This is a genomic window from Microbacterium salitolerans, assembly GCF_019720895.1.
Classification (GTDB): domain Bacteria; phylum Actinomycetota; class Actinomycetes; order Actinomycetales; family Microbacteriaceae; genus Microbacterium.
Map to the genome: position 1 here is coordinate 133,663 of NZ_JAHKSH010000004.1, position 11,464 is coordinate 145,126.

Annotated in this window: 11 protein-coding genes, 1 pseudogene and 2 riboswitches; of the genes and pseudogenes, 3 read left to right on the forward strand and 9 right to left on the reverse strand. The window is 70.7% G+C overall.

Annotated elements, in window-relative coordinates; genetic code table 11:
- Positions 1 to 81 precede the first annotated feature (81 nt).
- Positions 82 to 1,734 (reverse strand): ABC transporter substrate-binding protein, encoded by a 1,653-nt coding sequence (locus tag KOL93_RS16365; protein WP_308291610.1) that lies wholly within the window; start codon positions 1,732 to 1,734, stop codon positions 82 to 84.
- 217 nt (positions 1,735 to 1,951) lie between these two features.
- On the opposite strand from KOL93_RS16365, the gene KOL93_RS10225 reads away from it, so the two are divergent.
- Positions 1,952 to 2,701, forward strand: a complete 750-nt coding sequence (locus KOL93_RS10225) for a CPBP family intramembrane glutamic endopeptidase (RefSeq protein ID WP_308291611.1) — start codon at positions 1,952 to 1,954, stop codon at positions 2,699 to 2,701.
- Positions 2,702 to 2,704: 3 nt separating this feature from the next.
- On the opposite strand, the gene KOL93_RS10230 is transcribed toward KOL93_RS10225, so the two are convergent.
- Both KOL93_RS10230 and KOL93_RS10235 read right to left on the reverse strand, forming a co-directional pair.
- Positions 2,705 to 3,124, reverse strand: coding sequence for an NUDIX hydrolase (locus KOL93_RS10230; RefSeq protein WP_221585261.1), 420 nt, complete (start codon positions 3,122 to 3,124; stop codon positions 2,705 to 2,707).
- Positions 3,121 to 3,594 (reverse strand): NUDIX hydrolase, encoded by a 474-nt coding sequence (locus KOL93_RS10235; RefSeq protein ID WP_221585262.1) that lies wholly within the window; start codon positions 3,592 to 3,594, stop codon positions 3,121 to 3,123. The genes KOL93_RS10230 and KOL93_RS10235 overlap by 4 nt, the downstream gene beginning before the upstream one ends.
- Before the next feature lie 167 nt (positions 3,595 to 3,761).
- Here KOL93_RS10235 and KOL93_RS16205 point away from each other — a divergent pair.
- Positions 3,762 to 3,917 (forward strand): annotated as a pseudogene (locus tag KOL93_RS16205) (GNAT family N-acetyltransferase); the annotation flags it as partial.
- Between the two features lie 16 nt (positions 3,918 to 3,933).
- The gene (locus KOL93_RS10245) at positions 3,934 to 4,338 is read left to right on the forward strand and encodes a GNAT family acetyltransferase (RefSeq protein WP_221585601.1); all 405 of its coding nucleotides are present in this window, start codon (positions 3,934 to 3,936) and stop codon (positions 4,336 to 4,338) included.
- 84 nt (positions 4,339 to 4,422) lie between these two features.
- On the opposite strand, the gene gcvP is transcribed toward KOL93_RS10245, so the two are convergent.
- The 6 genes from gcvP to thiM form a co-directional block, all read right to left on the reverse strand.
- Positions 4,423 to 7,200: an aminomethyl-transferring glycine dehydrogenase gene (gene gcvP / locus KOL93_RS10250; RefSeq protein WP_221585602.1), complete on the reverse strand. Its 2,778-nt coding sequence runs from the start codon at positions 7,198 to 7,200 to the stop codon at positions 4,423 to 4,425.
- Between the two features lie 53 nt (positions 7,201 to 7,253).
- Positions 7,254 to 7,634, reverse strand: coding sequence for a glycine cleavage system protein GcvH (gene gcvH, locus KOL93_RS10255; RefSeq protein WP_221585264.1), 381 nt, complete (start codon positions 7,632 to 7,634; stop codon positions 7,254 to 7,256).
- Positions 7,631 to 8,746, reverse strand: coding sequence for a glycine cleavage system aminomethyltransferase GcvT (gcvT, locus tag KOL93_RS10260; RefSeq protein WP_221585265.1), 1,116 nt, complete (start codon positions 8,744 to 8,746; stop codon positions 7,631 to 7,633). The genes gcvH and gcvT overlap by 4 nt, the downstream gene beginning before the upstream one ends.
- Positions 8,747 to 8,893: 147 nt before the next feature.
- Positions 8,894 to 8,986, reverse strand: a riboswitch (glycine riboswitch).
- 45 nt (positions 8,987 to 9,031) lie between these two features.
- On the reverse strand, positions 9,032 to 9,874 hold the full coding sequence (gene thiD / locus KOL93_RS10265) for a bifunctional hydroxymethylpyrimidine kinase/phosphomethylpyrimidine kinase (RefSeq protein WP_260406442.1): 843 nt from the start codon (positions 9,872 to 9,874) through the stop codon (positions 9,032 to 9,034).
- On the reverse strand, positions 9,871 to 10,548 hold the full coding sequence (gene thiE, locus KOL93_RS10270) for a thiamine phosphate synthase (RefSeq protein WP_308291613.1): 678 nt from the start codon (positions 10,546 to 10,548) through the stop codon (positions 9,871 to 9,873). Before thiE ends, thiD begins: the two co-directional genes overlap by 4 nt.
- Positions 10,545 to 11,369 carry a hydroxyethylthiazole kinase gene (gene thiM / locus KOL93_RS10275; RefSeq protein ID WP_260406443.1) on the reverse strand — a complete coding sequence of 275 codons (825 nt, stop codon included), beginning with the start codon at positions 11,367 to 11,369 and terminating at the stop codon, positions 10,545 to 10,547. Before thiM ends, thiE begins: the two co-directional genes overlap by 4 nt.
- Positions 11,358 to 11,452, reverse strand: a riboswitch (TPP riboswitch). It overlaps the preceding gene by 12 nt.
- Between the last annotated feature and the right edge of the window lie 12 nt (positions 11,453 to 11,464).

Consider the following 11,464-nt stretch of genomic DNA (forward strand, 5'->3'; position numbering starts at 1 on the left):
GAATCGTAGGATTCCGACACGATACGAGGCGGTGGCAGATGCGCCACCGCCTCGTATCAGCGGTCGGTCGTCGAGGTCAGATCACTCCCAGGGGCTGATCTCGTTGGCCTCTTCCCACAGTTCCATGGCCTTCTCGGGGTCGTACTCGAGGACCTCGCCGCCCTCGAGGTCGTCGCTCCAGCCGTCGATGACCGGCGACGTGAAGTCGCTCGCGGGCGTGCGCGTGCCCTGGAAGATCACGTCGGTGATCGACTCGCGGTCGATCGCCATCGAGATCGCCTGGCGGCGCAGCTTGCCCTCCTCGCCGGAGAAGTGCTCCATCTCCTGCGGGATCGTGAACGACTGGAAGATCGCCGCGGGCTGGTTCACCGAACGATCGCCGAGCTCCTCCTCGTACTTCTCGAACGCCGAGTCCGGCAGCTGGTCGAGCACGTCGAGGTTGTTCGACAGAAGGTCCGCGTAGGCGGCGTCCTGCGACGCGTAGAACTTCACGAGGATGCCCTCGTTGTCGGGAGTGCGAACGCCGTCGTAGTCGGGGTTGGCGACGAGGTCCATCTGCTCGTCATGCGTCCAGGCGCCCTCGCCGTTCGGCATGTACGGACCGTTGCCGATCGGGTTCTCGCCGAAGGCCTCCATGTCCTCGAACGCGACATCGGGAAGCGGGTAGTACGCCGAGTAGCCGAGGCGCTGCGCGAAGTCGGAGGCCGGCTTGTTGAGCGTGATCTCGAACGTGTAGTCGTCGACCTGGTTCAGGCCGGAGAGTCCGTCGCCCTGCGCACCGTAGATCTCCTCCTCGGGGACGTTCTCGAAGCCCTCGATGTCCTCGAAGAAGTACTGGGACAGCTGCGCGTTCTCCTGCTCGGCGCCGTAGTTCCACGCCTTGATGAAGTTGTCGGCCGTGACCTCTTCGCCGTTCGTGAACATGAGGCCCTCGCGGATCTTCACCGTGAGCTGCGTCGGCGAATCGACCGTGATCTCCTCGGCAACGTCGTTCTGCACGGATCCGTCTGCCTGGTAGGAGACGAGGCCGGCGAACATCGCGTCGAGGATCTTGCCGCCGCCGACCTCGTTCGTGCTCGTCGGGATGAGCGGATTCTGCGGCTCCGAGCCGTTGACCGTGATCTGGCCGCCCTCGGCCTTCGTGATCTCGTGGAAGATCGGCACGGAGTGCCAGTCGATCTGCACGTTCTCGACGTTCTCGCTCCAGCCGGCGACGACGTTCTGGTACCACAGGGGGATCGCCGGCAGGTCCTGCAGGAGGACCTCCTGCGCCTGCGTGTAGAACTCGTTCGCCGCCGCGGGATCCTCGGTTCCGATGCCCTCCGCGATGAGGGAGTCGAAATCCTCGGAGGAGTAGTCACCGTCGTTCGACCCGGCGTTCGTCGCATACAGCGGGCCGAGGAAGTTGTAGAGCCCCGGATAGTCTGCCTGCCATCCGGACCGGAACGCACCGTCGATCGTGCGGTTGGTGATCTCATCGCGCATGCTGGCGAAGTCGGGGAACGAGTTCGCCACCGCGTTGATCCCGAGCGTGCCCTCGAGGTTGTTGGTCACGGCGTCGACCCAGGCCTGGTGGCCGCCGTCGGCGTTGAAGGCGATGCCGAACTCGGGGCCGCTGCCCGAGCCCGCGTCGTCGTCGCCGCTGCCGCTGTCGCTCGAGCCGCAGCCGGCGAGGGCGATCGCCCCGACGCCGAGAACGGCCGCGCCCGTGAGGGTGAGCTTGTTGCGCTTCACGTGTGCTCCTTGATCAAAGGGTATTTGTCGCGTCCGCGGTGTCGTGCTGTGACGGGTGCGGATTGGAGAGCGACTTTAGGCGGTCGGACGGATTGCGACAAATGTTTTGGATAACCGTTACACAGGCTTTATCCAGCTTCCGTGCGACTGCGCAATCTGCTCATCATGTGTCTGGCGGATGACGGCTCCCCTCATCCGCTGTGGCACGCTGAAGCCCGTGACCATCTCGCCCTCGCGCACGCGCCTCGCCTGGGAGATCGGCATCGTCCTCGCGCTGTCGATCGGACAGTCGGCCCTGTACGCCGTGCTCTCGTACGTGCGCTCGCTCACGCGCGACGAGGCCATCGCCGATCAGACGACCGCGCTCAATCCCGCGCGCGCCGACGAGGCGATCTGGGACGCGATCTACCGCGTAAGCGACGTCGTGTTCGATCTCGCTCTCGTGGCTCTCGTCATCTTCCTGCTGTGGGAGCCGGGACGGAGCGCGCTGCGGCGGATCGGGCTCGACTTCTCGCGATTCCGGCGCGATGTCGGAGTCGCCGTCGTTCTGCTCGCCGGCATCGGCATCCCCGGACTCGCGCTGTACGGGATCAGCCGCCTCGCCGGTCTCACCCTGCAGGTCGAGGCGGCGCCCCTCGACGCGGCGTGGTGGACTGTGCCGCTGCTGCTCTTCTCAGCGGTCCGTGCGGGGGTGCTCGAAGAGGTCATCCTGAACGGCTACCTCGTCGAGCGCCTGACGGATCTCGAATGGCGTCCCTGGCGGATCCTCGTCGCGATCGCCGTCCTCCGCGGGCTGTACCACCTGTACCAGGGCCCGGCCATGGCGCTCGGCAACCTCGTCATGGGCCTCGTGTTCGGCTGGGTGTACCTGCGCTGGCGCCGCGTCATGCCGCTCGTCATCGCGCACACCCTGCTCGACACGGTCGCGTTCGTCGGGTATCCCCTCGCGGCGCCGTTCCTGCCGTAGGGCCTACAGCCCCGCGGCACGAAGAGCCGGGAGGATCCGCGTCGTCATGAGCGGGGCGAACTCGTCGCCCAGCGGCTGCGCGTCGTCGGCCCACCGGATCTCCTCGATCTCGGCCGCGGGCGACGTGACGTCGACCGGCGGGTGCGTGAACACCGTGCCCCGCACCGCATAGCCGCCCTCATTCGCGGCGGGCGCCTCGAAGACGCCCAGCAGGCGCATCCGAGTCGGGTCCAGCTCGACGTCGAGTTCCTCGCGGATCTCCCGGATCGCCGCGTCGACGGCGCTCTCGCCGGGATCGGGCTTCCCGCCCGGCTGCATGAACCTGTGGGTCCCGCGCTTGCGCACCGTGAGCACGTGCCGCGTCGCGGGGTGGCGCAGAACGACCGCGCTCACGTGGATCTGCTTCGCCTCGTCGTCGATCACCGCTCGAACCTCGCCGTCCCGTCGTGCGCGAGCGCCTCGCGGATCCGCTCGCGCATGTCATCGTTCAGCCCCGCGTCGTCGAGCGCGCCGACCGGGCACCACCACGCCCGCGTGTTCTCGCCGTCGACGGGATGCGGATCGCCGCCGTGTGCCGCGCACCGCACGACGATGTCGAGGTACTGGGCACGGTCGCCGTTCACATGCGTCATGGGCGGCAGCGCGCGCACCCAGACGAGGGCCTCGGCGACCGCGTCGATGCCGGCCTCCTCGGCGACCTCGCGCACCGCGGCGACGGCCGGATCCTCCCCCGGATCCACGATCCCCGTGACCGGGGTCACCTTGCCGTTGTCTGCCCGTTCGACGAGGAGCACCTCGTCGCCCTTCACGACGACGGCCGTGACGCCGATGAGCCAGAGCAGCTCGGTCCCGACCTTCTCGCGCAGACGCAGGATGAAATCGGGAGTCGCCATGCGTCGAGCCTATGTCAGCGCGTCGACCGCGAACCGCCCGCCACTACGCTCGTGGAGTGAGCTACGCATCGACACCCGTGCTGCAGAACGACCGCGTGCGCCTCGAGCCGCTCGCGCATGCCCACGCCCACGATCTCGCGGGCGTGGTCGCCGACGGCGAGCTGTGGCGCGCGGCGATCGAGCGTCTGGGCGCGAAGCAGGACGGCGTGCTGCGCAACCACCGGATCATGCCCGACGGGCACCTCCGTGACACCGTCGTGTACTCGATCATCGACGCCGAGTGGCCCGCCGTCCGCCGCGGTCTCGAGGCGCGGATCCGATGACCCTCTCGATCCGCCCCTGACCGACGCGGACGTCGAACCGGTCGTCGCTCTGTGGGAGGCCACGGGGCTCACCCGGCCGTGGAACGATCCGCGCGCCGACATCGCGCGGGCGCGCGCCGTCTGGCCCGACCTCCTTCTCGTCGCCGAGGCGGGCGAGGAGATCGTCGGGTCCGTCATGGCCGGCTACGACGGACATCGCGGCTGGCTGTACTACCTCGCGGCGGATCCGTCGCGGCGCGGCGAAGGCATCGGATCCGCGCTCGTCGCTGAGGCGGAGCGGCGGCTCGCGGCACTCGGCTGCCCGAAGGTGCAGCTGATGGTGCGCTCGGACAACGAGTCGGTCTTCGCGTTCTACGACGCCCGCGCCTATACGCGGGAGTCGGTGGGGGTGACCGGCAAGCGCCTCGTCGCGGACGTGTAGCCGACGCGCTGGTCCACAGGTCTCCGCCGAGTCCGCGGCGAACAGCTGCCGAATCGGCGGAGACCTGTGGACGTGGGCGATCGCCTACGCGAACGCCTCCGGAGGCGGGCAGGCGCAGACGAGGTTGCGGTCGCCGTAGGCCTGGTCGATGCGGCGCACCGGGGGCCAGTACTTGCCGGTCGGCCCCGTCGGGAACACCGCCTCCTCACGCGAGTACGGATGGGCCCAGTCGGCCGCGGCGATCGACGCGGCCGTGTGGGGGGCGTTCACGAGGGGGTTGTCCTCCGCCTGCCACTCCCCCGCCGCGACCTGCTGAGCCTCGGCGCGGATCCGGATCATCGCGTCGCAGAACCGGTCCAGCTCGGCACGGTCCTCGGACTCCGTCGGCTCGACCATGAGCGTTCCCGCGACAGGGAACGACATCGTCGGCGAGTGGAAGCCGTAGTCGACGAGGCGCTTCGCGATGTCGTCGACGGTGACGCCGGTCTCCGCTCTCAGCGGGCGCAGATCGATGATGCACTCGTGCGCGACGTGGCCGCCCTCGCCGGTGTACAGGATCGGGAAGGACTCCGCGAGCCGCGAGGCGACGTAGTTCGCGTTCAGCACGGCGCCGTCGGTCGCCGCCGTCAGCCCCTCGAGCCCGAGCATGCGGATGTACGCCCATGTGATCGGGAGGATGCTCGGCGAGCCGTACGGAGCCGCCGAGACCGGACCGATCCCGTCGCGGGGGATCTGCGCCTCGTCGTGCGAGGGCAGGAACTCCGCGAGGTGCCCCTTCGCCGCGACCGGGCCGACACCGGGCCCGCCGCCGCCGTGCGGGATCGCGAACGTCTTGTGCAGGTTGAGGTGGGAGACGTCGCCGCCGATGTCTCCGAAGCGCGCGTGGCCGAGGAGCGCGTTGAGGTTGGCGCCGTCGATGTAGACCTGTCCGCCCGCGTCGTGCACGGCGGCCGTGATGTCGAGGATGTCGTGCTCGAACACCCCGTGCGTCGACGGGTACGTGATCATCAGCGCCGCGAGGTCCGCGGCGTGCTCGTCGATCTTGCTGCGCAGGTCGGCGAGGTCGACGTTGCCCGCGTCGTCGCAGGCGATGACCACGACACGCAGGCCGGCGAGCACCGCCGACGAGGCGTTCGTGCCGTGCGCCGATGACGGGATGAGACAGACGTCGCGCCCGTCGTCGCGCCGCGACGCGTGGTAGCGGCGGATCGCCAGGAGGCCCGCGAGCTCGCCCTGGGACCCGGCGTTGGGCTGCAGCGACACGGCGTCGTAGCCCGTGAGATCGGCGAGCCAGGACTCGAGCTGGGCGATGAGCTCGAGGTACCCCTCGACGGTGTCCCGCGGCGCGAACGGGTGGATCCTGCTGAACTCGGGCCAGCTCGTCGCCTGCATGGCGGCGGCCGGATTGAGCTTCATCGTGCAGGAGCCGAGCGGGATCATGCCGCGATCGAGCGCGTAGTCCTTGTCGGCGAGGCGCTTGAGGTAGCGCATCATGGCCGTCTCGGAGCGGTGCTCGTGGAAGACGGGGTGCGTGAGGTAGTCGTCGGTGCGGCGAAGGCTCTTCGGGATCCGGAGCAGCGAATCGCCGGCGCTCCCTCCGGGCGTCGCTCCGAAGGCATCCGCGACCGCCGTGAGATCGGCGTCGGTCGTCGCCTCGCCGACCGAGATGCCGACCGTGTCGGGATCGACGAGGTGCAGGAGCACGCCCGCCTGGCGCGCCTTCTCGACGACGCCTTCTGCCTGGCCGGGAACCCGCACGCGGATCGTGTCGAAGAACGCGTCGTGCACGATGTCGTGACCGCCCGCGGCGAGCGCGTCGGCGAGATCCGACGCTCGCTCCGCGATCCGCTGCGCGCTCGATCGGATCCCGTCCGGGCCGTGGAAGACGGCGTACATGGCCGCCATGACGGCGAGCAGCACCTGCGCTGTGCAGATGTTGCTCGTCGCCCTCTCCCGACGGATGTGCTGCTCGCGCGTCTGGAGAGCGAGCCGGTAGGCGGGCTGGCCGTCGGCGTCCTTCGAGACGCCGACGAGACGGCCGGGAAGCTGTCGCTCGAGCCCCGGGCGAACCGCGATGTAGCCGGCGTGCGGCCCGCCGAAGCCGATCGGCACGCCGAAGCGCTGCGTCGATCCCACGACGATGTCCGCGCCCATCGCGCCCGGCGAGGTGAGGAGTGCCAGCGCCATGATGTCGGCGGCGACGATCGCCTGTGCGCCCGCGCCGTGCGCCTGCGTGATCACGTGCGACGGATCCCACACTCGGCCGGACGCGCCCGGGTACTGGATGAACACTCCGAACGCCGCGTCGGGAAGCGCCTCTCCTGCGGCGACGTCGCACTCGACGAGCTCGATGCCGACGGCCGACGCGCGCGTCGCGAGGACGGCCTTCGTCTGCGGCAGCGCATCGGCGTCGACGACGAAGACACTCGACGTCTGATCGCGCACGGCGCGACGGGCGAGGAGCATGGCCTCGACCACGCTCGTCGCCTCGTCGAGCATCGACGCGTTCGCGACGGGAAGCCCCGTGAGGTCGCCGACCATCGTCTGGAAGTTCAGGAGCGCCTCGAGCCGCCCCTGCGAGATCTCGGGCTGATACGGCGTATAGGCGGTGTACCACGAGGGGTTCTCGAATACGTTCCGCTGGATCACGGCAGGGGTGACCGTGTCGCTGTAGCCGAGGCCGATCATCGGCGACAGCACGCGGTTCCGCGCCGCGAGGGCGCGCAGCTCGGCGAGCGCTTCGCTCTCGCTGACGCCCACGGCGGGGACGGATCCGTCGGTCGCGCCGTCGGACCGGATGGCGGCAGGCAGCGCACTCGCCATGAGGGAGTCGGCGCCCTGCAGATCGAGCGCCGCCGTCATGCGCTTCTGTTCGTCGGGCGACGGCCCGACGTGGCGGCGGACGAACGCGGCCGTCACGCCGCGCCGCCCGTGAGCGCGACGTACGCGTCGCGGTCGAGGAGTCCGGACACCTCGCCCGAGACGCGCACCTTGACCAGCCAGCCGGCGCCGAACGGGTCGTCGCCGACGATGCTCGGATCCGCATCGGCGTCGCCGTTGACCTCGACGACCTCGCCCGAGACGGGCGCGTAGAGCTCGGAGACCGACTTCGTCGACTCGATCTCGCCCATCACGTCGTTCGCGGAGAGGACGGTTCCGACGGTGGGCATGTCGACATACACGACGTCGCCCAGCTGCTCGGCGGCGTGGTCGGTGATCCCGATCGTCGCGGTGTCGCCGTCGACGGCGACCCACTCGTGCTCGGCGGTGTACTGGAGGGCGGTGAGGTCGGTCATGTCTGGCTCCGGTAGAAGGGAAGGTCGGTGACGGTCGCGGCGATGCGGGTGCCGCGCACGTCGATGGTCAGGTCGTCGGCATCCGCCGCGTCGGGGTCGAGATACGCCATCGCGATCGGGTGTCCGAGCGTGGGACTGAGGGCGCCGCTGGTGATCTCGCCGACGACGGCGTCGCCGCGGAGGACGGCGTAGCCCTCGCGCCCGGCGCGGCGTCCCTCGGTCGCGAGGCCGACGAGCACGCGCGCCCCCGGGCGAGGCTCTTTTGCGGCCTCGCCGACGAAATCCGTCTTGGTCGCGGGGATGATGCGGCCGAGGCCGGCCTGCACGGGGGCGATGTCGCGCGACAGCTCGTGTCCGTAGAGGGGCATGCCCGCTTCGAGACGCAGTGTGTCGCGCGCGGCGAGGCCCGCGGGAACGAGGCCGTGCGGCGCCCCGGCGTCGAGGAGCGCCTGCCAGAGGGCGGGGGCGTGCGCGACGGGGACGTACAGCTCGAACCCGTCCTCGCCCGTGTACCCCGTACGGCCGATGAGGAGCAGGGAACCGGCGAAGGTCGCGTCGCTCCACGCGTAGTTGCGGAGGACGTCCAGGGGGACGCCCACGCCGGTGACGTCGCCGGTGGCCTCGAGGATCCGGCGCGACGCGGGCCCCTGGAGGGCGACGAGCGCATAGTCGTCGCTGACGTCGCGCACGGCGACGTCGAACCCACGGGCGCGCTCGGCGAGCGCACGTGCGACAACCTCGCGGTTCGCGGCGTTCGGCACCACGAGGAACTCATCGCTCCCGAGCCGGTAGCTGACGAGGTCGTCGACGATGCCGCCGTCGCCGGCGAGCAGCATCGAATACTTCGCGCGCCCGACGTCAACCGCGGACAGACGGCCCGCGAGCGCGTAGTCGAGGAAGTCGCCCGCGTCGGTCCCGGTCACGAGGATCTCCCCCATGTGGGAGATGTCGAACAGACCGGCGGCCCGACGTACGGCGTGATGCTCGTCGAGATGCGACCCGTAGCGGACCGGCATGCGCCAGCCGCCGAAATCGGTGAAGACGGCGCCCGCTGACTCGTGTGCGGCCGCGAGGGGCGTCTCGCGCAGGGGGACGGATGGAGGGGATGACATGGAGTTCTCCCGGATCGGCGGGCGCCTCGTGCGAGGCGATGAGAACTCCCCCTCTGTCATCTGCCTGAGAGTTTCGACGCGCACCACTGCGTCTTTCACCGTCGGCGGCAGCGCGGAACTGCATGCGCTGCTCTTTTCAGAGCGGCCTGACCCGACGCGGTATGTGCACCTGAGAGATTGGCGGGGAGGCTTGCTCCTTCGGTGATCGGGCACTGCCCGATGCTCTCCCGCGCGGGTCGTGAGGCCTGTGTTCAGTTGTCGTGACTCAGCGTACTCTGAGCCGCGTCACGCCACACGATGTCGGCGCGTCCTCCCGCGGCGCAGGGCGTGGGCGTGGTCGAGGGGGCCGTGTCCTCCGGGGCGGCCGACGTCGAGCGCGGCCGCCCCCTCGATCGCGCCGCGAACCCACTGACGAGCGAGCCGCGCGGACGATGCCCAGTCGCCCGTCTGCACCTGCAGAGACGCCAGTGCCGCGGACAGCGAGCAGCCCGTCCCGTGCGTGCTCGTCGAGCGGATCCGCGGTCCGTCGAACTCGGCGATGGCGCCCCGCGCGTCCACGAGCGCGTCGGGACACGCATCTCCCGGCAGGTGGCCGCCCTTCGCGAGCACGAGGACGTCGTGGTCCTCCGCGACGCGACGCGCCTGCGCGCAGGCCTCCGACCACGTGACGGCCTCATGCTCCCCCGCGAGGGCTGCGAGCTCGGGCAGATTCGGCGTGACGACGTCGCTGGCGTCGAGCAGGGCGGCGAGGGCGCGCTCGGCTGCGGCGTCGAGCAGGCGGTCGCCGCTGGTCGCGACCATGACCGGGTCGAGCACGATCACGGGCTGTGTCGGCAGGGATCCGATCCACTGCGTCACGACGTCGGTGACGTCGGCCGTCGCGAGCATCCCGATCTTGACGGCGTCGATCTCGATGTCCTCGGATATCGCGTCGAGCTGATCGCGCAGGAAGGCCGGCGGCGGCACGTGGACACCGCGCACGCCGTGCGTGTTCTGTGCGGTCAGCGCGGTGAGTGCGGCCAGTCCGTACCCGCCGGTCGCCTGGATCGTCTTGAGGTCGGCCTGGATGCCCGCTCCGCCCGACGGATCGGATCCTGCGATGGAGAGGATGTTCGGCACGTCCCTCATGCGCGCACCTCGCTCCGCGCCGCGTCCGTCCATTCACGCTGCAGAGCACGGGCCGCCGCGGCGGGGTCGTCCGCGTGGCAGATCGCGCGCACGACGGCGAGGCCCGAGGCTCCCGCAGCGCGTGCGTGTGCGGCGTCTCCCGGCCCCAGGCCGCCGATCGCCACGCACGGGAGACCGCCCGCGCGCTCGACCGCACGGCGCACGCCGTCCCAGCCGAGCGGTCGCGGATGATCCGGCTTCGTCGGAGTGGCGCGCACGGCGCCCACGCCGAGATAGTCGACCGTCCTGGCTGGCAGGGCGCGCGCAGCGGCGATCTGGTCGGGCGTGCTCGCGCTGAGCCCGACGATCGCGTCGCGGCCGACGACCTCCCGCACGCTCCTCGCGGGGATGTCGCTCTGCCCGACGTGCACGCCCGCGACGCGGAACCCGGCCGCGCGCGCGGCGAGGAACACGTCGACGCGGTCGTTGACGAGGAGGTCCGCGCGGTCACCCACCGCAACCGCGCAGGCCCGGACGAGATCGAGCAGACGCGACGCCGCAACGCTCTTGCCGCGCACCTGCACGGTCCGCACTCCGCCTCGGACGGCGCGAGCGACGACGTCCGCGACGTCGCGATCCGCGAGGGTGGCCGCGTCGGCGACCAGATACGTCGAGAGGTCTCCCACGCGCGTCACGCGACGACCGTCCGATCGCCCGTCGCGAGCTCGTCGGGCGTCACCTCGGCGAGCGCATCCAGGAACGCGACGGCGAAGCTTCCCGGCCCCTGCGCGACGTCCTCCGCGCGCTCCGATGCCGCGGCGTAGAGGGCATGGGCTGCCGCTGTCCCCTCGAACGCTCGCCCCGGATCGTCCGCCGCGGCGATGCATGCGGCCGCCACCGCGCCGAGGGAGCATCCGCCGCCCGTCACGCGCGTGAGGAGGGCGCTTCCGCCCGCGATGCGGACGGCCCGGCCGGCGCCGACGATGAGATCCTTCCGCCCCGACACGGCGACGACGGCCCCGGTCTCCCCCGCGAGCCGCTCGGCGGCGGGGCCCGCGGCTTCGACGTCGTCGACGGATTCGACACCGCGACCGGATGTCTCCTCTCCGGCGAGCGCACGCACCTCGGAGGCATTGCCGCGGATCGCGGCGGGCTCGAGAGCCAGCAGGTCGCGGGCGAAGCGCGTGCGCAGGCCGAGCGCGCCCACACCGACGGGGTCTAGCACCCACGGGGTGCCCGCCGCGCGCGCAGCCTCCGCGGCTTCCCGCATCGCCCGCCGCTGCGTCTCGTGCGGCGTCCCGAGGTTCACGAGAACCGCGCTTGCGACGCGCGCGCACTCCCCCGCCTCCCCCGGCACGTCGGCCATCACGGGTGCCGCGCCCACGGCCAGCAGCGCGTTGGCGGAGAAGTTCGTCACCACCGTGTTCGTGAGGCACTGCACGAGGGGAACGCTCTCGCGCAGCGCCTCGAGGATCCGCCCGTGCACGTGATCGCGGCGCACAGCATGCATCGTCATCGACATCCCTCCGCTCGTGTGAACGAGATCAGGTTCATCGGGTGTGTTCTCAGTCCCCTGTGGGGACACCCCGCGTCTGCCGCGACTCTATCCGA